24 protein-coding genes and 3 tRNA genes are annotated in these 25,466 nt (G+C 58.8%); 17 read left to right on the top strand and 10 right to left on the bottom strand.

Annotated features, from left to right (window positions below; all coding sequences use genetic code 11):
• Window positions 1-366: 366 nt before the first annotated feature.
• The gene (locus tag ACR0J5_RS02635; RefSeq protein ID WP_480650296.1) at window positions 367-591 is read left to right on the top strand and encodes a DUF1127 domain-containing protein; all 225 of its coding nucleotides are present in this window, start codon (window positions 367-369) and stop codon (window positions 589-591) included.
• 620 nt (window positions 592-1,211) lie between these two features.
• Here the strand turns inward: ACR0J5_RS02635 and ACR0J5_RS02630 are convergent.
• Complete coding sequence (locus ACR0J5_RS02630) at window positions 1,212-3,605, bottom strand: ATP-dependent helicase (protein WP_480650295.1); 2,394 nt, start codon at window positions 3,603-3,605, stop codon at window positions 1,212-1,214.
• A gap of 223 nt (window positions 3,606-3,828) precedes the next feature.
• Here ACR0J5_RS02630 and ACR0J5_RS02625 point away from each other — a divergent pair, with 223 nt between their 5' ends.
• From ACR0J5_RS02625 to ACR0J5_RS02590, 8 genes are all read left to right on the top strand, one after another.
• A complete protein-coding gene (locus tag ACR0J5_RS02625; protein WP_480650294.1) occupies window positions 3,829-5,559 on the top strand; it encodes a sensor domain-containing diguanylate cyclase in 1,731 nt (576 codons plus the stop codon).
• Between the two features lie 39 nt (window positions 5,560-5,598).
• Window positions 5,599-6,756 (top strand): alpha-hydroxy acid oxidase, encoded by a 1,158-nt coding sequence (locus tag ACR0J5_RS02620; protein ID WP_480650293.1) that lies wholly within the window; start codon window positions 5,599-5,601, stop codon window positions 6,754-6,756.
• 124 nt (window positions 6,757-6,880) lie between these two features.
• Window positions 6,881-10,318 carry a pyruvate carboxylase gene (locus ACR0J5_RS02615; protein WP_480650292.1) on the top strand — a complete coding sequence of 1,146 codons (3,438 nt, stop codon included), beginning with the start codon at window positions 6,881-6,883 and terminating at the stop codon, window positions 10,316-10,318.
• A 72-nt stretch (window positions 10,319-10,390) separates the two neighbouring features.
• A complete protein-coding gene (locus tag ACR0J5_RS02610) occupies window positions 10,391-10,774 on the top strand; it encodes an MAPEG family protein (RefSeq protein ID WP_480650291.1) in 384 nt (127 codons plus the stop codon).
• A 315-nt stretch (window positions 10,775-11,089) separates the two neighbouring features.
• A tRNA-Gly gene (locus tag ACR0J5_RS02605) sits at window positions 11,090-11,164 on the top strand.
• A gap of 34 nt (window positions 11,165-11,198) precedes the next feature.
• Window positions 11,199-11,273 (top strand) — tRNA-Gly (locus tag ACR0J5_RS02600).
• 84 nt (window positions 11,274-11,357) lie between these two features.
• The gene (locus ACR0J5_RS02595; RefSeq protein WP_480650290.1) at window positions 11,358-12,224 is read left to right on the top strand and encodes a GNAT family N-acetyltransferase; all 867 of its coding nucleotides are present in this window, start codon (window positions 11,358-11,360) and stop codon (window positions 12,222-12,224) included.
• Between the two features lie 39 nt (window positions 12,225-12,263).
• Window positions 12,264-12,863: a hypothetical protein gene (locus tag ACR0J5_RS02590; RefSeq protein ID WP_480650289.1), complete on the top strand. Its 600-nt coding sequence runs from the start codon at window positions 12,264-12,266 to the stop codon at window positions 12,861-12,863.
• 1 nt (window position 12,864) lies between these two features.
• Here the strand turns inward: ACR0J5_RS02590 and ACR0J5_RS02585 are convergent, their stop codons facing one another.
• Complete coding sequence (locus ACR0J5_RS02585) at window positions 12,865-13,104, bottom strand: Lrp/AsnC family transcriptional regulator (RefSeq protein WP_480650288.1); 240 nt, start codon at window positions 13,102-13,104, stop codon at window positions 12,865-12,867.
• Between the two features lie 155 nt (window positions 13,105-13,259).
• Here ACR0J5_RS02585 and hisB point away from each other — a divergent pair, with 155 nt between their 5' ends.
• A complete protein-coding gene (gene hisB / locus ACR0J5_RS02580; protein WP_480650287.1) occupies window positions 13,260-13,847 on the top strand; it encodes an imidazoleglycerol-phosphate dehydratase HisB in 588 nt (195 codons plus the stop codon).
• An 88-nt stretch (window positions 13,848-13,935) separates the two neighbouring features.
• On the top strand, window positions 13,936-14,574 hold the full coding sequence (gene hisH / locus ACR0J5_RS02575; RefSeq protein WP_480650286.1) for an imidazole glycerol phosphate synthase subunit HisH: 639 nt from the start codon (window positions 13,936-13,938) through the stop codon (window positions 14,572-14,574).
• 3 nt (window positions 14,575-14,577) lie between these two features.
• Here the strand turns inward: hisH and ACR0J5_RS02570 are convergent, their stop codons facing one another.
• Window positions 14,578-14,979, bottom strand: a complete 402-nt coding sequence (locus tag ACR0J5_RS02570; protein WP_480650285.1) for a DUF2147 domain-containing protein — start codon at window positions 14,977-14,979, stop codon at window positions 14,578-14,580.
• 134 nt (window positions 14,980-15,113) lie between these two features.
• Between ACR0J5_RS02570 and hisA the strand changes: the two genes are divergently transcribed.
• Window positions 15,114-15,833 carry a 1-(5-phosphoribosyl)-5-[(5-phosphoribosylamino)methylideneamino]imidazole-4-carboxamide isomerase gene (gene hisA / locus ACR0J5_RS02565; protein WP_480650284.1) on the top strand — a complete coding sequence of 240 codons (720 nt, stop codon included), beginning with the start codon at window positions 15,114-15,116 and terminating at the stop codon, window positions 15,831-15,833.
• 4 nt (window positions 15,834-15,837) lie between these two features.
• Here the strand turns inward: hisA and ACR0J5_RS02560 are convergent, their stop codons facing one another.
• Complete coding sequence (locus ACR0J5_RS02560; RefSeq protein ID WP_480650283.1) at window positions 15,838-16,284, bottom strand: DUF302 domain-containing protein; 447 nt, start codon at window positions 16,282-16,284, stop codon at window positions 15,838-15,840.
• Window positions 16,285-16,540: 256 nt separating this feature from the next.
• Between ACR0J5_RS02560 and ACR0J5_RS02555 the strand changes: the two genes are divergently transcribed.
• The 4 genes from ACR0J5_RS02555 to ACR0J5_RS02540 all read left to right on the top strand — a co-directional run bounded on the left by ACR0J5_RS02555 (window position 16,541) and on the right by ACR0J5_RS02540 (window position 20,554).
• The gene (locus ACR0J5_RS02555; protein ID WP_480650282.1) at window positions 16,541-18,757 is read left to right on the top strand and encodes a transporter; all 2,217 of its coding nucleotides are present in this window, start codon (window positions 16,541-16,543) and stop codon (window positions 18,755-18,757) included.
• Between the two features lie 86 nt (window positions 18,758-18,843).
• Window positions 18,844-19,605, top strand: coding sequence for an imidazole glycerol phosphate synthase subunit HisF (hisF, locus tag ACR0J5_RS02550; protein ID WP_170331703.1), 762 nt, complete (start codon window positions 18,844-18,846; stop codon window positions 19,603-19,605).
• Window positions 19,602-19,919 carry a phosphoribosyl-ATP diphosphatase gene (locus ACR0J5_RS02545; RefSeq protein ID WP_480650281.1) on the top strand — a complete coding sequence of 106 codons (318 nt, stop codon included), beginning with the start codon at window positions 19,602-19,604 and terminating at the stop codon, window positions 19,917-19,919. The genes hisF and ACR0J5_RS02545 overlap by 4 nt, the downstream gene beginning before the upstream one ends.
• Window positions 19,920-19,990: 71 nt before the next feature.
• Window positions 19,991-20,554, top strand: a complete 564-nt coding sequence (locus ACR0J5_RS02540) for a hypothetical protein (protein ID WP_480650280.1) — start codon at window positions 19,991-19,993, stop codon at window positions 20,552-20,554.
• A gap of 3 nt (window positions 20,555-20,557) precedes the next feature.
• Here ACR0J5_RS02540 and ACR0J5_RS02535 read toward each other — a convergent pair whose 3' ends face one another.
• The 4 genes from ACR0J5_RS02535 to rlmB form a co-directional block, all read right to left on the bottom strand.
• Entirely contained in the window at window positions 20,558-21,028 is a 471-nt protein-coding gene (locus ACR0J5_RS02535; protein ID WP_480650279.1) for a CoA-binding protein, read from the bottom strand.
• Window positions 21,029-21,229: 201 nt separating this feature from the next.
• The gene (locus ACR0J5_RS02530; RefSeq protein ID WP_480650278.1) at window positions 21,230-21,676 is read right to left on the bottom strand and encodes a YHS domain-containing (seleno)protein; all 447 of its coding nucleotides are present in this window, start codon (window positions 21,674-21,676) and stop codon (window positions 21,230-21,232) included.
• A 108-nt stretch (window positions 21,677-21,784) separates the two neighbouring features.
• Window positions 21,785-22,099 carry a hypothetical protein gene (locus ACR0J5_RS02525; RefSeq protein ID WP_480651425.1) on the bottom strand — a complete coding sequence of 105 codons (315 nt, stop codon included), beginning with the start codon at window positions 22,097-22,099 and terminating at the stop codon, window positions 21,785-21,787.
• Window positions 22,080-22,853 (bottom strand): 23S rRNA (guanosine(2251)-2'-O)-methyltransferase RlmB, encoded by a 774-nt coding sequence (gene rlmB, locus ACR0J5_RS02520; protein WP_480650277.1) that lies wholly within the window; start codon window positions 22,851-22,853, stop codon window positions 22,080-22,082. Before rlmB ends, ACR0J5_RS02525 begins: the two co-directional genes overlap by 20 nt.
• A 116-nt stretch (window positions 22,854-22,969) precedes the next feature.
• Here rlmB and ACR0J5_RS02515 point away from each other — a divergent pair.
• Window positions 22,970-23,053 (top strand) — tRNA-Tyr (locus ACR0J5_RS02515).
• 34 nt (window positions 23,054-23,087) lie between these two features.
• Here ACR0J5_RS02515 and ACR0J5_RS02510 read toward each other — a convergent pair.
• The gene (locus tag ACR0J5_RS02510) at window positions 23,088-24,197 is read right to left on the bottom strand and encodes an alanine racemase (RefSeq protein WP_480650276.1); all 1,110 of its coding nucleotides are present in this window, start codon (window positions 24,195-24,197) and stop codon (window positions 23,088-23,090) included.
• A complete protein-coding gene (locus ACR0J5_RS02505) occupies window positions 24,194-25,441 on the bottom strand; it encodes a D-arabinono-1,4-lactone oxidase (protein WP_480650275.1) in 1,248 nt (415 codons plus the stop codon). Before ACR0J5_RS02505 ends, ACR0J5_RS02510 begins: the two co-directional genes overlap by 4 nt.
• Window positions 25,442-25,466: the final 25 nt, after the last annotated feature.

Here is a 25,466-nt window from a genome sequence, read left to right as displayed (position 1 = left end):
AAAGTTCTGAAAAGGACAACGCACAAACCACAGGGCCATGAATTCCCATGACATAGTGCGCTGTAAGTCTGAGTTCGAACCCATCAGTCACAAACTGCCCAAATTTCAAAACAAAACGCACAAAGAAACGGCGATCATCCATACGGCAAATGACCGACCGATTGCGGTAACGGCTAAAAGGCACACCCAAAACCCTTATTTTCAAGGCCTTACCTCACCCGAACCTTCAAGACGTTGATATCTATGCGTTTGCTGCATAGCGGCATTGACGACGTGAGCCATTGTGCAATCGCAGCAATTACCTATTTTCAGTCTCAAGCAAGCGCCGGGACACACCCGGACGCACAGAGTTTTCGAGGTACGCAAATGGCCGTAGCAACACATCACACAGCGCTCAAAAGCGCACCGACGACCGGTCTGGCGTCGCTGATCGATGCTGTAAAGACACGGTTTGCCCGCCATCGCATCTATCGCCAGACGGTCAACGAACTGTCGGGCCTGTCGAACCGCGAACTGGCTGATCTGGGCCTGCACCGTTCGATGATCCGCCGCCTTGCCCTGCAAGCGGCCGAAGAATACGTCGCGCACTAAGCGCGAAGACATAACCGAGATCAGGTCCTTCCTCCTCCCTTAGGACCTGTATTTCAGCGGCGACATCTCTCCTCCTCCCTGATGTCGCCGCGCCTTATACCGGCCCTGAATGCCGGACGCAGACACACCGGGTCCTCCTCCCTTTCCCGGTGTTGAAAGCGCGCGGCGACGTCTCTCCTCCTCCCTGACGTCGCCGCGACTTCCAAATACCGGGATCAGACCCGGAACCGGATACATCGGGGCGTCCTCCTCCCTGCCCTGATGTTGAAAGAGCGCGGCGACACCTCTCCTCCTCCCTGGTGTCGCCGCGACTTACACATACCGGGATCAAACCCGGGTTCGGATACATCGGGACTCTCCTCCTCCCTGTCCTGATGTTGCAAAGAACGGCGGTTTCCCCTCCTCCTCCCTGGAAACCGCCGTTTTTCTTTGTCGCACCATCGAAAAAGGCGCCGCGGTCAAAACCGGGCGCCCTCTTTAGGAATCGAGCATGTGCCGTCAGGCACATTCCATTTGATTACAGCGTTTCGGGTTTTATCTGAATCGCTCTGCGACACGAATGTGCCGAGAACGCCGCAGGTGTGGCAGGGTATTCGTGTCTCAAGTTAAACCCGAAACGCTTAAAACGGCACGTCGTCCTTGGCCGACAAGAACCGCGAGACGACTTTCTTCACCCCGGCCTTGTCGAAATCGACCTCGACCTTATCGCCTTCGATACCGATCACCGCGCCATAGCCGAATTTCTGGTGAAACACGCGCTCACCCAATGTGAAACTCGCCAATGCTGTCGCATCGATCACTGTGTTGCGGGTTTCGCGGGGCTGCGACGTTCCGTACTGCCCCTGCCGGGCCTGCATCCGCTTCCACCCCGGCGAGTTATAGACATTCGCTTCGGCCGCACGGGTTTCGATGCTGGCGGTCGTTTGCCCACCCCCATAAAGGCCCGGCGGCGTCAGCACCTCCACATGATCTTCCGGCAATTCGTCGACAAACCGCGACGGCATCGAGTTTTGCCACTGCCCGAACACCCGCCGATTGGCCGCAAACGAAATCGTACATATCTCTTCCGCGCGGGTGATGCCCACATAGGCCAGTCGCCGTTCTTCCTCCAACCCTTTAAGGCCCGATTCGTCCATGGACCGCTGCGAGGGGAACAGCCCGTCCTCCCACCCCGGCAGAAACACGGCGGGAAACTCCAGACCCTTGGCCGCGTGCAGCGTCATGATCGAGACCTTGGCCCCGTCGCCGTCCTGCTCATTGTCCATGACCAGGCTGACATGCTCCAAAAACCCTTGCAGGTTCTCGAAATTGTCCAGCTGGTTCACCAGTTCCTTGAGGTTTTCCAGCCGCCCCGGCGCTTCGGGCGTCTTTTCGTTCTGCCAGTGGGCCGTATAGCCCGACTCGTCCAGAATGATCTGCGCCAGCTCGATATGCGAGACCTCGGGTTCGCCAAACCTCAGCGGTGCGCCATCATCAATAACCGAGTCGTCTTCGACCTCAATCCGCGGTCCGCGCGTCATTGCGTTCCACCGCGCCAGACCGTCGATCAGCTCACGCAGCGCCTTGCCGCCCTTGCCTTTGATCAACCCGCTGTCGACAGCAATCCGCGCGCCGTCGATCAGGGAAACGCCATTGTCACGGGCTGTTTTCTGGATCGTCTGCTGCGCCTTGTCGCCCAGCCCCCGTTTTGGGGTGTTCACGATCCGCTCGAACGCCAGATCGTCGCCAGGGCTGACCACCAGCCGGAAATAAGCCATGGCGTCGCGAATCTCCATCCGCTCATAGAACCGGGGGCCGCCGATCACCTTATACGGCAGGCCAATGGTCAGAAACCGATCCTCGAACGCGCGCATCTGATGCGAGGCACGGACGAGTATCGCGATCTCATCCAGCCCCATCGAACGAATCCCGCGCGTGCCCCCTTGCAGCGCGTCGATTTCCTCGCCGATCCAGCGGGCTTCTTCCTCACCATCCCAATGGCCAATCAGGTTGACCTTGTGGCCTTCTTCGGCATCCGTCCACAGCTCTTTGCCCAGACGATTTTCATTGCCGCGAATGACATTCGAGGCCGCCGCCAGAATATGCGGGGTCGAGCGGTAGTTCTGCTCCAACCGCACCACAAACGCGCCCGGAAAGTCCTTTTCAAAGCGCAGGATGTTGCCAACCTCAGCCCCGCGCCAGCCATAGATTGACTGGTCGTCATCGCCCACACAGCAAATGTTTTTATGCGCCCCGGCCAGCAGTCGCAGCCACAGGTATTGGGCCACGTTGGTATCCTGATATTCGTCCACCAGAATATAGCGGAACCAGCGCTGGTACTGCTCCAACACATCCTGATGGGTTTGGAAAATCGTAACCATGTGCAACAGCAGATCGCCGAAATCCACCGCATTCAGCTCGCGCAGGCGGATCTGGTACTGGGCATAAAGCTCAATACCCTTGTGATTATATGCCCCGGCATCGGCAGCAGGCACTTTGTCTGGCGTCAGCGCCCGGTTCTTCCAATCATCGACGATTCCCGCCAGCATGCGCGCTGGCCAGCGTTTGTCGTCAATATTGGCAGCCTGAATCAGCTGCTTAAGCAGGCGTAACTGATCATCCGTATCCAGAATGGTGAAGTTGGATTTCAGATCGACCAGTTCCGCATGACGGCGCAGCAGTTTGACGCAGATCGAATGGAAGGTGCCCAGCCACGGCATCCCTTCGGCGGGCTGCCCCAACAGGCGGCCCACGCGAGTCTTCATCTCGCGCGCGGCCTTGTTGGTAAAGGTCACCGAAAGAATCTCGTTCGGACGGGCGCGCCCGGTGCTGAGAAGATGCGCAATCCGGGCGGTCAGGGCTTTGGTTTTACCCGTCCCCGCCCCCGCCAGCATCAGGACCGGACCATCCAGCCGCTCGACCGCTTCGCGTTGGGCCGGGTTCAACTCATCCAGATAGGGCGCCGGGCGCGCGGCCATAGCGCGCGCGGACAGCGATGCGCCCTCGAAGGCGTCCGTTTCGTCATAACTGCTCATCCCGCCAAATTACGCCGGATGCGCGCCAATGGAAAGAGTTTGTTCACCCCTTGTTCACACAGTTTTTTACCTCTGATTACCCTTCATTTTAACTAATACGCGCAGGCTTAACCCTTAGGCGTTAACCCACTGTCAAATCTTGCCTCCGATGCTTGCGATCAAAGCTGTGGGAGCGTGGATCATGAATGCGAACTTTAAAACGGGCCTAGCCTCTCGTCTGAAAATGGCAGGTTTTGTTCTTATGTTGGGTGGCCTGACGGCCCTGTCGGGTTGGGGGATTTATGCGATTCCCGCCCCGGTGGTCGACCGGATGCTGGAATCCGATCTGCGGCAGGCCTCAATGCAACTGAAACGACAGGTTGTGACGCATCTCGACGATGTGGATACGACCTTCCTGACCCACACGATCAGCGATCATGATCAGGAGTTTCTGGAGCTGTTGCCCGCGACCTCGGACATTTACCGTTTCAAGATTTTCGACAGCTCAGGCGTTGTTTTTTGGTCGACACGGGCGGCAGATGTGGGAACGGTCAATGTCAAACCTTACTTCAAAGAAGTCGTTGGCCAAGGCAACCTGTTTTACAAGCACGAAGAAAAGCCCCTGGCCGAAGTGGACAATTTCAACACTGAGAGTTTGGAAGCTGACGGCCCGCAAACCCGTCACGTGGCAGAGGTGTATACCCCCGTCATCCGCGAAGGGCGGTTTATTGGCGCTATCGAGTTCTATTCGGACATCACCGATATACGGAACCTTTTCATCGACCGCGTCCGGTTGTTGTTGACAGCACTCAGCGGCATTGCCCTGCTGGCCCTGTCCGTTGTCACGCTGGTGATTTTCCGATCCAACCGAAAACAAGTGCGCGCATTGCGGGGACGGGCCGCGAAAGAGCGTGAGCTGATGGACGATCAATTGCGCCTTGCCCGTGAGGTTCGGTTGCTGGGCGAATTGAACGAATGGCTGCAATCCAGCCGGTCGCTGGATGAATTGTTCGACATGGTCTCGCGCTTTATGACCCACATCCTGCCCGAAGCCGAGGGGAGCGTGTACGTCTATTCCAACTCCCGCGATGTGTTGGATGGCTGCGCCAGCTGGAATGGCGGCACGCACAAGGCGCATATCCACCCCGAGGGATGCTGGGGCCTGCGCCGCGGGCGCACCTATGAATATGGCGCGTCCGAGATTGATTTTGTCTGCGAACATGCCGAACCGCATGACGGGCGCCCCTATTTCTGCTTTCCCATTCTGGCCCATGGCGAAACGGTTGGCCTGCTGCATCTGCGCGCCCATGAAGGCAGCGATGAGGCATTTCACGCCAGCAAGAAGCTCGCCCAGCTCTGCGCCGAGCAGATCAGCATGGCGATCGCCAATGTTCGGATGCGGGATCAGTTGCATGACCAATCGGTGCGCGACCCTCTGACCGGGTTGTTCAACCGTCGGCACATGACGGAAACCCTGCGCAAGTCCATCGGCCGCAGCCAGCAGACGGGCGCGCCGCTCAGCCTGATTGCCGTGGATGTAGACCATTTCAAAAAGTTCAACGACACACACGGGCATGATGCCGGGGATATGGTTCTGCGCGCGGTTGGCTCTGCTCTGGAACAGGGTTGTGACCGGGATGAGGTCGCCTGCCGCATCGGCGGGGAAGAGTTCATGCTGATCCTGCCTGACAACATACCCGAAGACGCAATGACACGCGCCGAGAATCTGCGTCAGGCGGTCGAAGCCGTCTCGGTCCGCTATGGTGAAAAGTCGCTGCCGCGCATCACGATCTCGGTCGGGGTGTCGCACTATCCGGCGCATGGCACGATGCCACAGGATCTGATGCGCGCTGCGGATGACGCTTTGTACGCCGCCAAGGATAAGGGGCGCAATCAGGTTCAGGTCGCCAAAGGCGCGACTGAAGACAATGCCTTCGGCCCATCCAAACCGATCCCTCCGGCCTCAGCCGCCTGACAACCTTGCAGAATCGCTGTGCAGGTCGGATCAATCCATATGGACCTGCACAGCGCATATCCCGGCATTGCCGATCTGAAACGTCGCGCCCGGCGCAGAGTACCGTTTTTCGTCTGGGAATATCTTGCCAGCGGAACAGGCATCGAAACCACTCTGCAGCGCAACCGATCTGAACTGGACAAGGTCGAGCTTACGCCGTCGATCCTGCACGGCCCGATTGATTGTGACACCAGCACGCGGTTTCTGGGCTACGACCTGCCCCTGCCTTTCGGGGTCGCGCCTATCGGGATGTCTGGCCTGATCTGGCCAGACGCCGAAGCCATATTGGCCCGCGCCGCCGCCGAAGCAGACCTGCCCTACACCCTGTCGACAGTTGCCAGCCAAAGCCCCGAGGACCTTGCCCCGCATCTGGGGCGCAATGCGTGGTTTCAGCTTTATCCTCCCAAAGACCCGGACATTCGCACCGATATGCTGAACCGTGCGAAGGCGGCGGGGTTTTCCACGCTGGTGCTGACCGTGGATGTGCCCGTTGCATCACGGCGTGAACGTCAGACGCGCTCGGGCCTGACCAACCCGCCCCGGCTGACCCCACGCCTATTGGCCCAGATCGCCACGCGCCCGGCCTGGGCCATGGCCATGGCCCGTAGCGGCATGCCTCGGATGCGGACCCTGGACAAATATATCGACGGCCAAAGCGCCCTGCCCCCAACGGCGCATGTGGGTTACCTTCTGCGCACCTCGCCCGACATGGAATATCTCAAGTGGCTGCGAGACGCATGGGACGGCCCGCTTGTCGTCAAGGGCGTGATGCGGGCCGGGGATGCCGAGCGGTTGGAGCAGGCAGGCGTTGATGCGCTTTGGGTCTCGAATCATGGCGGGCGTCAGTTCGACGGGGCGCCAGCAAGTATCAATGCGCTACCTGCGATCCGCAGGGTCACGAAACTGCCCCTGATCTTCGACAGCGGGGTTGAGGGTGGTCTCGATATCCTGCGCGCGCTGGCATCAGGGGCTGACTTTGTGATGCTGGGCCGCAGTTTCTTGTATGGTCTCAGTGCGTTGGGCGAAAAGGGGCCCGCCCACGTGATCGACATCCTGCGTCAGGATCTGGTCGCGAATATGGGACAACTGGGCCTGAAAAGCCTGACAGAAATCGCATCCGTGCCCTCAAACGTTGATGCTGCAACGCAGCGTGTGTAAGACAATCACGCCGAAAGGCGGCGTTTGCGAGCGATAACATGCCGGTTCTACCCAGAACGACTGATATACGAGCGCGTATTGTCCGCCTATCAAAACGGCCAAACCATAAAGACCGGGACCGAAAATGACCGACTTCAACAAGATCCTGATCGCCAACAGGGGCGAGATTGCCATTCGCGTGATGCGCGCAGCGAACGAGATGGGTAAACGCACCGTCGCCGTGTTCGCCGAGGAAGACAAGCTGGGCTTGCATCGCTTCAAGGCCGATGAGGCGTATCGCATTGGCGAGGGGATGGGACCCGTTGCGGCCTATCTGTCGATTGATGAGATCATTCGCGTCGCCAAGGACTGCGGTGCGGACGCGATCCACCCTGGTTACGGTCTGCTGTCAGAGAACCCTGACTTCGTGGATGCCTGCGTACAAAACGGCATCACGTTCATCGGTCCCAAGGCCGAGACCATGCGCGCTCTGGGCGACAAGGCCAGCGCACGCCGCGTCGCGATCGAGGCAGGCGTTCCGGTTATCCCGGCCACCGAGGTCCTGGGCGATGACATGGATGCGATCCGGAAGGAAGCGGCCGAGATTGGCTACCCGCTGATGCTGAAGGCCAGCTGGGGCGGCGGCGGGCGCGGTATGCGCCCGATCAACTCGGAAGACGAGTTGGAAGAAAAGGTTCTGGAAGGCCGTCGCGAAGCCGAAGCCGCCTTTGGCAATGGCGAAGGGTATCTGGAAAAGATGATCACCCGCGCCCGCCACGTCGAGGTGCAGATTCTGGGCGACAAACACGGTGAGATTTATCACCTTTATGAACGCGACTGCTCGGTCCAGCGCCGCAACCAGAAGGTCGTGGAACGCGCCCCTGCCCCGTACCTGACCGAAGAACAGCGCGCGGAAATCTGTGAGCTTGGCCGCAAAATCTGTGCCCATGTGAATTATGAATGCGCGGGCACGGTTGAATTCCTGATGGATATGAACACCGGCAAGTTCTACTTCATCGAGGTGAACCCGCGCGTGCAGGTTGAACACACCGTCACCGAAGAGGTCACGGGCATCGACATCGTGCAGGCGCAGATCCTGATCGCCGAAGGCAAAACGCTGGCCGAGGCCACCGGCAAGGCCAGCCAGGACGAGATTCGCCTGAACGGCCACGCGCTGCAGACCCGCGTGACGACCGAAGACCCGCTGAACAACTTTATCCCTGACTATGGCCGCATTACCGCCTATCGCTCAGCCACTGGCATGGGCATCCGTCTGGATGGTGGCACCGCATATGCGGGCGGTGTGATCACGCGGTATTACGACTCGCTGCTGACCAAGGTCACGGCTTGGGCCCCCACACCAGAAAAGGCGATTGCCCGCATGGACCGCGCGCTGCGCGAGTTCCGGGTCCGCGGTGTTTCAACCAATATCGCATTTGTTGAAAACCTGCTGAAGCACCCGACCTTTTTGTCGAATGAATACACCACCAAATTCATCGATGACACACCGGACCTGTTCCACTTCAAAAAGCGCCGCGACCGGGGCACCAAGGTTCTGACCTACATCGCGGACATCACCGTGAATGGTCATCCCGAAACCAAGGACCGACCCGAACCGCGCGCTGACCTGAAGGAAGCCAAGCCCCCCGCGCTGCATGGCGAACCCCAAATGGGGACCCGCAACCTGCTGGAACAGAAAGGCCCGCAGGCCGTGGCCGACTGGATGAAGGCCCAGCGGCAGTTGCTGATCACCGACACCACCATGCGCGACGGGCACCAATCGCTGCTGGCCACGCGGATGCGGTCGATCGACATGATCAAGGTCGCGCCGACCTATGCGGCGAACCTGCCGCAATTGTTCAGCGTGGAATGCTGGGGCGGAGCGACGTTCGATGTGGCCTATCGGTTCTTGCAGGAATGTCCGTGGCAGCGTCTGCGCGACCTGCGCGAGGCAATGCCGAACCTGATGACCCAGATGTTGCTGCGTGGGGCGAACGGTGTTGGGTACACCAACTATCCCGACAACGTGGTGCAGGAGTTCGTCCGACAGGCATCGAAAAACATCGACGTCTTCCGCGTGTTCGACTCGCTCAACTGGGTCGAGAACATGCGCGTTGCCATGGATGCCGTTGTTGAGAATGGCAAAATCTGTGAAGGCACCGTGTGCTATACCGGCGACATTCTGGACCCGGATCGCGCCAAGTATGACCTGAAATACTATGTCGGCATGGCCAAGGAATTGCGTGACGCTGGCGCGCATGTGCTGGGCCTGAAAGACATGGCGGGTCTGCTAAAGCCGGCCTCGGCCAAAATTCTGATCCGCGCGCTGAAGGAAGAGGTTGGCCTGCCGATCCACTTCCATACGCATGACACCGCAGGTATCGCCAGCGCGACCATTCTGGCGGCGTCCGAGGCAGGCGTGGACGCGGTGGATTGCGCGATGGACAGCTTCTCGGGCAACACGTCCCAGGCGACGCTGGGCACCGTGGTCGAAGCGCTGCGCCATACCGAGCGGGACACCGGTCTGGACATCAAAGCCATCCGCGAAATCAGCGATTACTTTGAGGCCGTGCGCGGCCAATACGCAGCGTTCGAATCCAGCCTTCAGGCCCCGGCCTCCGAGGTTTATCTGCACGAAATGCCCGGCGGTCAGTTCACCAACCTCAAGGCACAGGCGCGTTCTCTGGGGCTGGAGGAACGCTGGCACGAGGTCGCGCAGATGTATGCCGACGTGAACCAGATGTTCGGTGACATCGTCAAGGTGACGCCCTCGTCCAAGGTTGTCGGTGACATGGCGCTGATGATGGTCAGTCAGGGCCTGACCCGCGATGATGTGGAAAGCCCGGATACGGATGTGGCCTTCCCTGATTCAGTCGTGGACATGATGCGCGGCAATCTGGGCCAGCCTCCGGGCGGTTTCCCCGACACAATCATCAAGAAGGTGCTGAAAGACGAAGCCCCCAACACCCAGCGCCCCGGCAAGGACGTGCCCGCGGTCGATCTGGAGGCCACCCGCGCCGAGCTGTCCAAGCAGCTGGATGGCAAAGAGGTCGATGATGAGGACCTGAACGGGTATCTGATGTATCCCAAGGTCTTCCTAGATTACATGGGCCGTCACCGTACCTACGGTCCGGTGCGCACGCTGCCGACGCGGACGTTCTTCTACGGCATGGAGTCTGGCGAAGAGATCACGGCCGAGATCGATCCGGGCAAGACGCTGGAAATCCTGTGTCAGGCCATTGGTGAAACCGATGAAAACGGTGAGGTCAAAGTGTTCTTTGAACTCAACGGCCAGCCCCGCGTGATCCGGGTGCCGAACCGTCTGGTGACATCCTCGACACAAGCACGGCCCAAGGCCGAGGCAGGCAACCCCAACCACATCGGCGCGCCGATGCCGGGCGTGGTGGCAACAGTCGCCGTCACCGCCGGCCAAGAGGTCAAAGAGGGCGATCTGCTGCTGACCATCGAGGCAATGAAGATGGAAACCGGTATCCATGCCGAGCGTGACGCAGTCGTCAAATCCGTGCATGTCCAGCCCGGCGGCCAGATTGACGCTAAGGACCTGCTGGTCGAACTGGAGTAAGCGGACTAGCTTTCTGGTCTGACAGGGGCCGCTCGGGCAACCGGGCGGCCTTTTTGCTATAGGAGGACCCCCATGCTGACCGTTACCCCGATCTACGCCGCCTTGCTGGCGCTGTTGTACATTTACCTCAGCTTCAAAGTGATCAGTCAAAGGCGCAGCGACAAGGTTTCCTACGGGGATGGCGGGAAATCAGAAATGCTTAAGGTGATACGGACGCACTCCAATTTTGTGGAATATACGCCCTTTGCCCTGCTGCTGATGCTGATGGTCGAGCTACAGGGCGCAAGCGGGCTGTTCGTAAACTTGCTGGGTCTCACCTTGCTGGCTGGACGTATTCTGCATGCTTATGGTTTCGGACGCAGCCCTCAGATCATCATCCTGCGCCAAATCGGTATGGTGTTGACCTTCACAGCTATTCTGGTTGCAGCTATTGCCAGTCTTCTACTTGCGCTTTGACGGATCTGCAGGGATTACCCCGCCAGTATCCGTGCCTCAACCAAGGGCGGATATCTGAAGGTGGTATCGATGTCGCTCACTCTGTCTTCGGCCTTTGCGCAAAACACGGTGGTAAACGCGATAAGTGCTGCAAGGAGTGCCATTTTCATATCTGCAATGTATCTCATGTCCGCTCTGTGAACCTTCTTTTTATGTGCTGACCTGAGTCTTACACGCGTGGCAAGCGGTATTCCGTCGAAAGATTTTTCCGGGATTTTGTATTTTTCCGCTTGCAGCCCTGCGCGGGAATTAATACATCCCTCCTCACTCAACGGCGCGGGCGTAGCTCAGGGGTAGAGCATAACCTTGCCAAGGTTAGGGTCGGGCGTTCGAATCGCCTCGCCCGCTCCATTGAGAGGTCTTCGGACCAACATATGTATCTGATGCGGGCGTAGCTCAGGGGTAGAGCATAACCTTGCCAAGGTTAGGGTCGGGCGTTCGAATCGCCTCGCCCGCTCCAGATACAAAGCTCTCCAAACACTCTGGTTCTTTCGGTGGCGTTGCGGCATTCTGGCCGTAATTTCAATCGCCCACGGATTTTCCAATGTCAGACTATGTCGTCCGCCCCCTCACCGCAGCCGAGGTCCAACAGGCCGTGGATTGGGCCGGGCGCGAGGGGTGGAATCCCGGCGTGCATGACGCCGCATGCTTTCGCCCAACGGACCCCGACGGGTTTCTGGGCGGTTTTCTGAATGGTGAAATGGTCGCGTCGGTTTCGGCGGTGAACTATGACGATGCCTTTGCGTTTCTGGGCTTTTACATCGTCAGACCCGAGTTTCGGGGATCAGGTCACGGGCTTGAGATCGCAGGCCACGCGCTGGCCCATTGCAAAGGGCGCAACATGGGGCTGGACGGTGTGGTCGAGCAACAGGACAACTACCGCAAATCCGGTTTCACCTTTGCCTATAACAACTACCGATTTGCGGGCACGAAAAGGCAGATGCTGGCCGGACTGAATGCCGGGCCAAGCGAGCGGATCAGCGATCTGAGCCAGCTTTCGGATGCGGTGAAAGCCTATGACCGAGACCTGTTTCCCGCCCCCCGTGATGCGTTTCTGGACGCATGGTTCAGGGCCGAGCGTCATGTTTCGAAGGTCTGGACCGAGGATGGCACGGTCCGGGGCTACGGCACACTGCGCCCCTGCCAATCGGGCTATAAGATCGGGCCGCTCTTTGCGGATACGGATGCCATCGCACGCGCTTTGCTGGCAGACCTATTGACCGCAATACCCGACGCCGATTCGGATCAGGAGGTTTTCATCGACATGCCCCAACCCAACGCGGCGGCCTTTGCTCTGGCTGAGGCACTTGGGCTGGTCAAAGTCTTTGAAACGGCGCGCATGTATTCCGATCATGAGCCCGACATTGATCTGAGCCGCATCTATGGCGTGACGACTTTTGAACTGGGCTAAATCAACGGGTTAAACAATGCCTTCACAGGAGCGTTTCATATGATTGGAGTTCAACAAAAACGGCTCTTGCTGGATGTCTTCGAAAACCTTCCGGGCCTGAGCTTTCTGGTGCTGTCTCGCGCGACCGACGATTTGCAGCTTACCGGTTGGATCGGCACTATTCTGGCGATGCTTGTTTGCATCGCCTATCTGAGGAACACGATTCGACCACACCCGATCCTGCTGGGTATCAACCTTTTCATGGTGGTCATCACCCCAGCAATCAAACTGCTGTTTCTGGCGGGCGGTGACAGCCTCGCACATGCGCTGATCGGAAATATCGACTCGCTGGTTCTTGCCAGCGTGTTTGTAACGGGTATTTGCCTGACCTGTTTTTCACGCCTCGGGTTTCTTAACTACGAATGCGAAACACGGCCTCAGATGCTACGGCAATCTGCGGCTTTGCTGGTGGTCAGTGGGCTTGGCCTGATTTGGTCGGTCTTGGCGGGCGACAACTATCTGATGACCCTCGCCCTGCCCTTTATGGTGATGTTTGGCCTGCTGCAACTGATGCGCGCGGGCACGATAGACCGGCAGTCACCAAAGGGCGCTGCGGCGCTGATCCTGCCACAGCAGCCCACGTCCGATCCGCTGATCTAGGCTAGAACGCCTTGAAGGTCATTGTGGTCAAGGAACGCTCGATACCGGGAATCACCAACAGGTTTTCGTTGATGAAATGGCCCACATCCTCGGTCTCGGGGATGTAGAGTTTCAGCAGCAGGTCATATTCGCCGCTGGTCGAATAAAGCTCGGAATGGATTTCGCGCAGGGCGATGTCTTCGGCCACCTTGTAGGTGGTGCCGGGCTTGCAACGGATTTGGATGAAAACGCAGGTGGACATGGGCCGGGCCTTGATGGTTCGTGTTGGCCGCAGGCTGGCATGGGCCGCGTCCGGGCGCAATCCCCTGCAACAGTTTGACCTCAATGCCACGTGCGGTCTGGATATGGCGGGCCAACCCCGTCTATAAGCGCGCGTGTAGCAAAAGGAATTCGCCCATGCGCAGCGCAAAGATCAGCCGCCAGACCGCCGAGACCGAGATCACAGTCGAGGTCAATCTGGACGGCACCGGCCAGTATGACAACCAGACCGGCGTCGGGTTCTTTGATCACATGCTGGATCAGCTGGCACGCCATTCCCTGATCGACATGACCATCCGCGCCAAGGGCGATTATCACATCGACGATCACCACACGGTCGAGGATACCGGGATTGCGCTGGGGCAAGCGCTGACGCAGGCTCTGGGCGACAAAAAGGGTATCCGTCGTTACGGCGAGTGCCACCTGCCCATGGATGACGCGCAGGTACGCTGTGCGTTGGACCTGTCGGGCCGTCCGTTCCTGATCTGGAACGTGGACCTACCAACCCCCAAGATCGGCACGTTCGACACCGAACTGGTGCGCGAGTTCTTTCAGGCGCTGGCGACCCATGGCGGTATCACGCTGCATATCGACCAACTGCATGGCTTCAACAGCCACCACATCGCCGAGGCGGCATTCAAGGCCGTTGCCCGTGCATTGCGTTTGGCGGTTGAGACTGACCCGCGCAAGGCAGACGCGATTCCGTCCACCAAGGGCGCGCTGTAGGCCGATGGTGTGAGGGGCGCTGCCCCTCTTGGCCGTTGGCCAATTCACCCCGCCGTATTTGGAACAAGAAGAAGAACAGGGCTGTATCATGCTGACCGCGATTATCGATTATGAGTCGGGCAACCTGCATTCCGCCGAAAAGGCGTTTCAGCGGATGGCGCGCGAAGTGGGCGCGGGTGAGGTTGTCGTAACCTCGGACGCGGACATCGTGGCGCGGGCGGATCGGTTGGTGCTGCCCGGTGACGGCGCATTTCCAGCTTGCGCCGCCGAACTGCGGGGGCACAAAGGTATCTATGACGCGATGGTTGAGGCGGTGGAACAGAAAGGCCGTCCGTTTCTTGGGATTTGCGTTGGGATGCAGCTGATGGCCTCAAAAGGTCATGAATATTCTGAAACTGACGGTCTGGGCTGGGTCACAGGTGACGTGGTGCGCATTGACCCGGCGGACAAGGCGCTGAAAGTCCCGCATATGGGCTGGAACAACTTGGTGCTGGAAAGCAAGCACCCTGTTTTCAACGGGGTGGGATCAGGTGATCACACCTATTTCGTCCACTCCTACCATTTCCGCGTCAATGACCCGGCGCAGCGGTTGGCCTATGTGGAGTATGGTCAGGAGGTCACGGCCGTGATCGGCCGCGACACGATGATTGGCATGCAGTTTCACCCTGAGAAAAGCCAAGATGTGGGCCTGCGCATGATCGGGAATTTCCTGACCTGGGCCCCGTAAGCCTTACTGAACACGCGTCCAGGTCTGCCCGCGACATACCAGACCGCCTGCAACGCAACCCTTGACGGTCAGCTTGTTCTGGCTGTCCAGCGTCATCTTCGAGTTGTAGGTCTTGTCACGATCCGGGGCCCAGATTTTACCGTTGTCGTACTGGCCGCCGCCTTCGGGTACCATGTCCCAGATGATCTGCTTGCCAAGATTCTCATAGCTCAGCAGTTGATCGCCGTTGCCGTCAAAAGCACTGTCGATGGTCCCGCAGATGGCACTGCCGCATTCCGCAATTGATACGTGAAGGTAGCCGCCGGTATCGCCGGGCTGGGTCTTCCACAGGCCGTCCGCCGGATCGGCGGCAAAAGCTGTGGTCGCCATGACGGACAATCCCGCTGCAAGTAGAATTTTCTTCATAGTGCTCTCCCTGTTTTGCCCTCACTGTGACCCGGCAACCGATGGCGGGCAAGAATGACTTAGCGTCGCGTTGCATCCCCTGCCCTGCCTGTGCGATACGCCACGCATGTAGCACTGACATAGGACCGCCGGATATGATCCTCTACCCCGCCATCGACCTAAAAGACGGCCAGGCCGTGCGCCTGCTGCGCGGAGAAATGGACAAGGCGACCGTATTCAACGAAGATCCTGCCGCGCAGGCGCTGGCCTTTGTCGAGGCCGGGTGTGAGTGGCTACACCTTGTGGATTTGAACGGGGCCTTCGCCGGAGAGCCTGTGAACGCCGCCCCGGTTGAGGCGATTCTGAAAGCCTGTAACGTTCCCGCGCAGTTGGGTGGGGGCATTCGCGACATGGCCACGATCGAAAACTGGATCAGCAAGGGGCTGGCTCGGGTGATCCTGGGCACGGTTGCAGTGGAAAACCCCGATCTGGTGCGCGAAGCGGCCCGGGAATTCCCCGGCAAAGTCGCCGTGGGAATTGACGCACGCAACGGCATGGTTGCAACCAAAGGGTGGGCCGAAGAAACCAATGTGCATGTCACCGATCTCGCCCGCAGTTTCGAGGATGCAGGTGTGGCCGCCATCATCTACACCGATATCAACCGCGACGGCGCGATGCAGGGCCCGAACATCGAGGCCACGGCCAATCTGGCGCGCGCCGTGTCGATCCCGGTGATCGCGTCAGGTGGCGTCAGCTCGCTTAACGATCTGATCGCGCTACGGGATTGCGGGGTCGCACTGAACGGTGCGATTTCAGGCCGGGCATTGTATGATGGCGCGATTGACCTGAATGAGGCCATTCGCGCCTTGTCTTGACCGCTTATTGGGCGGCAACTGAGGTCAGTTTGGCCAGCGCACCGCGCATCTTTTCGATCACCGGTGAGTTTTCGACGGCGTCCAACTCGTCCATGGTCTCTTTGGGATCTTCATAAGTCAGCCACACCTGCCCGTTTTCGTCCTCATAGGCCTGCACTTTCAGAGGCAGGAACAATCCCGCGCGGGGATCAATCTGCATGGCCGGAGTTCCCAACGCCGGATTGCCGAAGATCAGAACCTGATTGGCCGGAATGGTCAGGCCCACCTTTTCGGCGCCCGCCGCGTGGTCGACACGCGCAAAGACCGTCGCGCCCGCATTGCCGACCGCTGCCTCAAGCGCGTCCAGCGCCTCGGACACGGATTTACTGGTTTCTACTTTGATGATGTCGTCTGCCATGGCGGACAGTGTCCCTCCGAATGTGAGTAGTGTTGCGAATATCAGATTGCGCATATCAGAATTCCTTTTGTGAATTTCACCCCAGTTTTCACAGGTTTGTGTGTAACGGCAATCACAAGTCTGGCATCGGCGACGGTCCGCCGGTTCCGACCTTTTGGTCCCCGGAATAAGCCAAAAGCGTGCCTCAAAAAGACCGATCACATTTCGTAAACAATTTTGCGTTTGAGCGATGAGTTTGCACGGATCAGCCGTAAAAACGTCAGATTTCACCCCTAACACCCAACGGCGCACATCTTTTTGGAGTCTCTCTGTGTCCCTTTCAAACACCTCTCAACCCACTGCAAGTTGGCGCAGATACGCTCCGGTTCTTAGCTTTTGCGCAACGATTTTTGTCAGCGCCAGCCTGCTGTTTTTTGTCCAGCCTCTGTTTGCCAAGCTCGTGCTGCCCAAGATCGGTGGCACACCGGCGGTTTGGACCACGGCGATGTTGTTCTTCCAACTCGTGCTGATCCTTGGCTATCTCTATGCGCATATGTTGACCCGCTGGCTTCCGCTGCGCTGGCAGATCGTGACGCATTTGGCGCTTTGGCTGGTTGCCCTCAGTTTTCTGCCTTTGGCAACGCAAGCGGGTTGGCGCTTTGACCCCGGCCAGTCGATCGCGTTGCAAACCTTGATCTTGTTTGCAGTTGGGGTCGGGGTGCCCTTTGGAGTTTTGTCCGCAAACGCGCCGCTGCTACAGGCATGGTATTCACGGTCTGGCGGGCCATCGGCAGATGATCCTTATTTTCTCTATGCCGCCAGCAATGTTGGGTCGCTCATGGCATTGTTGGCTTTTCCATTGATCGCCGATCCCTTTTTCGGCGGGCAGGAAACAAGCCTGTTCTGGTCCATCGGATTTGTGGGTTTCGGTGGACTTCTGGCTGTCAGCGGCCTGATCGCATTGCGTGGCCCGACGGATACCAGCGTAGCCGCACGCCCTCGTCGCACAGGCACAATCCTGAGCGCAAAGACAATTGCGACCTGGGTTTTCATAGCCTTTGTACCCTCGTCCTTGATGCTGGCCACGACGACCAAGCTGAGCATCGATCTGGGGGCTATTCCGCTGATTTGGGTTGTCCCGCTAGCGACATATCTGCTGACCTTCATTCTGGCCTTTTCCAAGCGACGGGCTGATACGTTGGACAGCCTCAAAATACCTGTTCTTTTTGCGATGGCCATTGGAGCGGCCCTGCTGTTCAGATTGGGCAGCGGGCAGCTGCCCATCGCCGCGATGCTGGTCTATGTCCCGCTTTTGTATCTGGTTGCGATGTTTGCGCACCGCTTGCTCTATGAAATGCGCCCACCGGCCGAGCAGCTGACGGTGTTTTACCTTGCCCTGTCCATTGGCGGGGCCTGCGGTGGCCTGTTCAACTCGATCATCGCGCCCGTCCTTCTCGACAGAGAGCTTGAGTTTGCCTTGACGCTTCTTGCCGCCGGCGGATTGTTTCTTATCAAGGAAGGCCGGTTCAACCTGCGCCAGGCACCGATCAGCATAATTGTCGCGATACCGCTGGTTTTCGGCATCGTGAAACTGAATGAAGGCAATGCCACAGACGCCAACACGCTGCCGACGGTAATGACCACCCTTCTGATCGCAACCGTATTGCTGGTCTTTCGAAACACGCCAACCCGCATTGCGACCGCTCTTGCTGTTTTCTTGGTGCCCACGCTGCTTCCGCAAACCGGAGTAATGTTTCGTGATCGCAGTTTTTTTGGCACCCACGCTGTTTTCGAGCGCGACGGATTTCGCGTTTATCAAAACGGAACCACAATACACGGCTGGCAAAGAATTACTGATACGGTGCTCAGCCAAGTCGGATCGTCCTATTATCACCCGGACGGGCCGATTGCCGAAGTCATGACCTCAGAATTCGGCCAAAGCGTCGATAAGGTTGGTGTCGTCGGATTGGGGATCGGTGGCATGGCGTGCTATCGGCAACCACATCAGCAGTGGGACTATTTTGAAATCGATGAAACTGTTGATCAGATTGCCCGCGATCCAAGCCTGTTTACCTTCATGTCCGAATGCGCATCTGATTCAAAGACGCATCTGGGCGACGCACGGATCGTGCTCGAGCATCAGAAATTCGACTTCGACATCCTTGTTCTGGACGCCTACAGCTCGGACGCGATTCCGCTGCATCTGATCACGCTTGAGGCAATTGACACCTACGTCAACCAATTGAAGCCGGATGGACTGTTAGTCTTTCACATCTCGAACAAATACTATGATCTGTCGCCGCAACTGGCCCGCGCCGCAGAGACACTTGGCCTGAACGCAGCGCTCAGATGGGGCAAGGTCGATAAAGATGCAGAAGCCGACGGGGCGGCAAGTTCGCTTGTTGCCATCCTCAGCCGCGATGGAACCCGCATTGGCACATTCACAGACACCGGGCGTTGGCAACCGCTTGCCTCGGACGGACAGGTGCCCTGGACGGACGATAAAGCAAATCTGTTGTCTGCCCTGCGGATGCTTGCGAAAAACTAGCGTTTCTGTACCCGGTCAGCCGATCCGTTCACCTCTGGCATCGGCGCGAATTTGCCGTTAGAGGTGCGGCAATAGAGGATGTCGCCATGCTGAAAACCCGCATCATTCCCTGTCTGGATGTCGCCGATGGCCGCGTGGTCAAGGGTGTGAACTTCGTCGGCCTGCGTGATGCAGGGGACCCGGTGGAATCGGCCAAAGCCTATGATGAGGCGGGCGCGGATGAGATCTGTTTTCTCGACATTCATGCCACCCATGAAAACCGGGGCACCATGTTCGACGTGGTGCAGCGCACGGCGGAACAGTGTTTTGTACCGCTGACCGTGGGCGGCGGTGTGCGCACCAAGGATGACGTACGCGCCCTGCTGCTGGCGGGGGCGGACAAGGTCAGCTTTAACTCGGCCGCTGTTGCGAACCCCGACGTGATCGCTGAGGCCGCCGATCAGTTTGGCAGCCAGTGCATCGTCTGCGCCATCGACGCCAAAACCGTCAGCCCCGGCAAATGGGAGATTTTCACCCATGGTGGCCGCAAGCCCACCGGCATTGACGCAGTCGAGTTTGCCAAAACCGTCGTCGCCAAAGGCGCGGGCGAGATTTTGCTGACCTCGATGGACCGTGACGGCACCAAAGCGGGCTTTAATCTGCCCCTGACCCGCGCGATTTCCGATGCGGTGGACGTACCCGTGATCGCCTCGGGCGGCGTCGGCAATCTGGACCATCTGGTCGAAGGCGTCACCGAAGGCGGCGCAAGCGCGGTGTTGGCAGCCTCGATCTTTCACTTCGGCGAATACACCATCCGCGAGGCCAAGGAACATATGGCCGCAGCGGGCATCCCCATGAGGCTGACATGAGCATTCTGCACGATCTGGCCGCAACGATCCAAGCCCGCAAAGACGCGGACCCCGAATCCAGCTGGACAGCCAAGCTGTTGGCCAAAGGCCCCGAGAAATGCGCCGAAAAGTTCGGGGAAGAGGCCGTTGAAGCCATCATTGAGGCCGTAAAAGACGACAAAGCCGGGCTGACGGCTGAAGCGGCGGATGTGCTCTATCACCTGTTGGTCATGCTGGCGGCGCGGGACGTGACACTGGACGACGTGCTGGCGGAACTGGCGCGGCGTCAGGGCCTCAGCGGGATTGCCGAAAAGGCGGCGCGACCCAAAGGGTAAGGCGCACTTCCCTCGCCCTGCCCCATGCCTTTATGATCGCGGCCAAGGTTTTGCGATTTAAGGCCCGTCGAATGATCAGAGCTTTGGCCGTTCTGGCCCTTGTGACACTTGGCGCATGCGCGCCCCCTCCCCCATCAGACGGGGGCGCGGTGCAGCGGTTGGCGACCGAAATCCGCAACCTTGGCCCCGATATCGATCCCGAAGAAGCGAACCGTGCGGCGCAGATCGCCTATTCCTACACAGCGCAACTGGTGCAGGAGTATCAGATCACCGACCCGCCGCTGATACACAATGCAAAGGTCAACAACGGCCTGCGCCCGCGCGGGCTGTGTTGGCATTGGGCCGAAGACATCGAACGTCGTCTGGATCAGGAACAGTTCCAAACGCTGGAGATGCACAGGGCCATCGCCAATGCGGATAACCCGTTTCGCATCGATCACAGCACGGCCATCATCAGCCGCAAAGGTGAAACGATGTATGACGGCGTGGTGCTGGACCCCTGGCGTTACGGCGGAGTGCTGTTCTGGTCACCCTTGGCAGACGATACCCGATACGACTGGGTCCCGCGCGAGGTTGTCCTGCAGAAACGACAGGTCGAACAATACGGAGAGCTGCTGCCCTATACCGGCGGCTGACCCTCAGATCTTGGACGAGATCACGCCGGTGGCAAAACCGCCCATGCGCAATTCACCGAACAGGCGCTGATATTCGATCTTGGGACACCGGTTCATGATCACATCCACCCCGCGCGCCTGCGCTTTGGCCGCCGCCTCGGGGTGTTCGACGCCGATCTGCATCCAGATGGTCTGCAGCTTTGGGAACGCGGCCAATGCCTCATCAACAATGGGCGGCACGGCTTCGCTGCGGCGAAAGATGTCCACCATGTCCACAGGTTCCGTGATTTCGGACAACGACGCCTGCACGGTCTGGCCAAACAGCTGGGTTCCCGCATGCCCCGGATTGACGGGGATGACCGTGTATCCCTTCAGCGACAGATACCGCGCCACGTAATAGCTGGGCCTGACGGGGTTCATCGACACCCCCACAACGGCCACAACCTGGGTGCGCTTCAGAACATCTTTCAGAAATACGTCCGTGTATTCGGTCATGCCCTTACCCTAAGCGCAGTGCGGAAAAGAAAAAAGCGCTCAGGTCGAACCTGAGCGCCAGTTGTTGGAACGAGGGACAGTGAAATGACCCGCGGCAGTTCCGTTCCGCGGTCACTGTGACATTTAGGCATAAGTTGAGAGAAAAAAAGAGGGGGTGCGCATTTTTGTGATGACAGATCACGAAAAGCGGAAGTCAGCCGATCACTCAAACAGGATAACCGGCCAATGGCTCTCGGCCAGACGGATGTATTCGGCGGTGGCCTGCTGCCACATCTTCTCAATCGCGGGGGAGTGCGTCAGGTACAAACGCCCGTCGATCACCTGCCACAAGGTCGGATCCGTGCTGACCAATTCACCCTGCGCCATGGCATAGGCACAATATCCGCCAAATTGAGGCGCATACGCGCGCGGGTTCATTTCAAACGCGTCGCGATTTTCGGCCGAGGCAAAATGCCACTCGGCCCCTTTCCACATCACCGAATACTCGGCGCTGCCGCGGATCGGTACACCACCGTCAAAATACGTGACGACATCATAGCCGCCCAAAGCAGCACCGTTCGTCTTGTAAAAAACGGACTGTTCCTGCGCAAACGCAGCAGGGGCAAACATCGCGGCGGTTACAGCGCCCAAAAGAAAACGTCGGTTCATTCGCATCGAGTCGTACCTAGAAAACCAGGGTATCAAGATGCAATTTATTAATGACTCTGAAACCCCAATTAACGCGGTTGTGATGAGTTGTGCCTGAATAAATTGGCTTTAGTCGAAGATATCCTCGATCACGTCCCAGGCTTCGTCGAAAACTCGCGAGAACATTGTTTTTTTCTTCTTTTTCTTCTTGGACTTGTTCTGCTGGCCTGATTTTTGCGCCTGACGCATGGATTTTTGATCTTCCATTTTGCGTTTCGGCATCATTTTCAGGTCATGCAGCGGCGCGCCGCAGCTTGAACAGCTAAGCTCGTGGCGCTGCTGTCCCTTCAGGACCAGCGCGGCGCGGGTTCCGCAATAGCAGCAGGTGACGATTTTGGACGGGCCGGGAATGGATCTCTCCTGTCTAACGGTGCCTGGAAGCATATAGGGCAATTGCGGCAGCATTTGAGACGTTGAGCGACCCAAATCCACCTGCCGCGTCAATTTTCACCAATTGATCGACAGTTTCCTTGGTTTTTTGCCGCAAACCAGGCCCTTCGGCCCCCAAAACCAGCGCGACAGGCTGGTCCAGCTTTCCACCCAAGGCCGATTCGATGGTATCTTCGGCCTCACCATCCAGACCCAGAACGAGAAACCCCATGCCCTGCAATTCGACAATGGCATCGGCCAGATTGCGCACGCGCAGATAAGGTTGCCGTTCCAATGCACCACTGGCCGTTTTGGCCAGCGCCCCGGTTTCCGGCGCGGAATGGTGCCGCGTTCCGATCACCGCACTGGCACCCAGCACCTCGGCCGAGCGCAGAATCGCCCCCACGTTATGCGGGTCCGTCACGCGATCCAGCAGAATCACGCGGGGATGTTCGCGGCCGATACAGTTCTCGGCCAGCCCGCCCCAATCCAGCGGCTTGACCTCAAGCGCAGCGCCCTGATGAACCGATCCCGGATCAATGGGGGCAGAGAATTTGCGCGGATCGACCATTTCGGCCTCAATCCCCGCGAATTCAATGGCTTCGCTCAGCTTATCGCGGGCATTTCGCGTCACGATCAGGCGCAGTTTACGGCGGCTGGGGTTCATCAGCGCATCGCGCACGGCGTGCAGACCGAACAGCCAAACGGTTTCCGATGCAGCCGCTTTGCGCGCCTGTTCTTTTTCAACGACCCACTTGGGTTTCTTCATTTCTTGGGCCTCCGGGCCGGGAATTCGGTTTCCTGCGTCAAAGCGGTATTTTCCTGTTGACGCTCCTTTAAGGCGCTAGTAATCACGCCTCCACGTCAGGTGCAACGCCTGACAGTGGGCGACAGGCCGCAAGGTGTGGCAGGGGACTGTAACTCCCTCGCGGAGACGCACGCCTGGTTCGATTCCAGGGTCGCCCACCATCTTCCTAACAGGAAAATAGATGGTGATGGGTCGTTAACTCGGCAGACACTCCCATTCTGCGATCACTTGTTTTCCGCGCACGGCCAGCACGAGACCAAATTGGTTCAGAACCGCCTCGCTTTGGGTTGGGCGCAACAACGCGACATCGCCGGGCAACACCGGTGCCGATCGGGGGCCCGTCCAGACTTCTTGATTGCTGGAACGCCCAAAGACCAGGGAATAGCGGAATCCGGTCGGAAAAACCGGATTGGCCAGAAAATGACCGCCGAAAACCGCGATATCTGTTTTTGAGCGCGGCAGAAAATCAAATCCGGGCAACAGGTTTCCCGGCATCGTCTTGAGAATTGGCGTCGCGATAAACGCCGCGGGCTGGAACGCCTCTGTTGTGGCGTGGTCAAAATCGGATGGCTTGACCAGCACCGAGCCAAAGGCGATTTCGGTGGCGCCGTCGGTTGCGGTGATGGACTGAAACGTCAGGCTGCCGCCGGTATTCAGGCACAACCCGTCGGGCAGACTGGCAGCCGCGCGACGAAACGCTTCTGCCGTCTTCCGGGCCGCCCGGTTTCGTAAGGGGCCGGGCAATTTGGCCAGATGCACCTCATATCCCATCATGCCGGACAGACGGGCATTGGCATTCGCCTCAACCTCTTGCGCGATCGCGGCAACCTGATCTGGCTGGAACCCGCCGCGATGCAGGCCGACATCAACCTCCAGCGACAGGCGTAGGGCCGATTGCCGCTCGGCAGCCAGTGCAAGGTAGTCCCGCAGCCGCTCTGGGCCGTCGATCAACCACTGAACCCGCGCCGCCGCATCGGGGCAATCGGACAAGACCCTCGCCGCAGTTCTGACGGGCAGCGGCTTGCCAATCAGGTGATCCGTCTTAGGTTCGGCCTGCAGCAAGGCCGTCAGCATCCGCCCGGAAAAGCTCATCAACCCCGATGTCTCCATCCGCTCGCGGATGTGATCCAGCAGCGGCAGGCAGGGCAAGGATTTTGCCACCAGACGGCGCTGCAACCCGCTGTCCGAGCTACGCGCAGCGAGGTCGCAATTGGCGTCCAGCCGATCCAGATCGATCACGACAACGGGCTGGTCCACCCCATATTGACGCAATGTCTCAGACAGGGATCGCAAGTATTCCGTCACGGCTGAAACACTCTGGCAAGGTCCGGGGTCAGGAATTTGCCCGCCGGATCAAGCTGTTCCCGCAGCGCGCAGAACCGGTCAAAATCCGGGTAAAGCACGGACAATTCTTTGTGGGTCAGACTGTGCATTTTACCCCAATGCGGGCGTCCGCCCGCCTCAAGAAACACCGGCTCCAGCGCGTCGAAATACCGGCGATGATCCTCTGCCGCATCGGTATGGATGGCAACCGATATGCGGGGCCCGCCCTGAAACGGCGAAAGGCATGCGCTATCGCCCGCTGTCTGGCGGATTTCGATGGGGAAATAGATGTCCTGGTGATTACGATGCAGACGGGTCATGACCTCTTGTAGCACGTCATGGGCGGTGTCGGGCGGCAGGTGATACTCCATCTCGTTGAACCGAATGTGCCGGTCGCTGCACAGGACCCGCCAGCTTTCGCCCACGTAATCCTCATCCGATTGGGCCATGGTCAGGAGGCTCAGCAGCATCTTGCGCAGCCCGCCGCTGATCCTGCCCGCATTGCGCGCAAGCTTCAGGACCTTGACGGCGACCATGTCCAGATCGCGCGGGGCCTTGCCTTCTGACGCGTCGGACAGGCTGTGACGGATTTCAACAGCCTTGCCGGTGAAGGGAATGTAGAAGAACTCAAAGTTTCGATTGTCGGCCCAGTGCTGATGCATATTGGCCAGGCTGTCCTTCAGATCGGCCAGCCGCACCTTTCGGCGCAGATTGTATTTGGGCACGGTCAAGACTTGCACCTCGGTCAGCACCCCCAGCATCCCCAGCGTGACCTGCGCCATTTCAAGCGGGATGTCATCGGTGGTCAGGATTTCCCCACCTGCTGTTACCAGTTTTGCCGCTGTGATCTCGGCAGACAAACAGGGCAACCCGCGCCCTGTCCCATGCGTTGCGGTTGACGCGGCCCCGGCCAGCGACTGCGCGTTGATGTCACCGAGATTGCGAAAGGCCAGCCCCTGCCCCGCCAGCGCCGGGGAAAGATCGCGCAATCGCGCATTTGCATTGACCCAGATACGATCACCATCCCGCGCGCCCAATACCGGAATGTCCAAGCGCGACAGGTCCAGTATCTGGTTCGCACCAGCCACAATCGGAGTGAAGGAATGCCCCGCGCCCACAACCCGCAGGCTTTGCGCCCCAGCGATGGCCTGTTGCACTTCGATCAGCGACCCCGGTTGTGCAATCGGCGTCTCGGCCCTTTGGGTTCCGGCCCAGTTCGTCCACATGTGCTGCCTCCTCTGAGGGCAGAGG

This window comes from Ruegeria sp. BE1, assembly GCF_056538885.1.
Note: the sequence above shows the minus strand (reverse complement) of the source record. Positions and strands in the feature narration are given on the sequence as shown.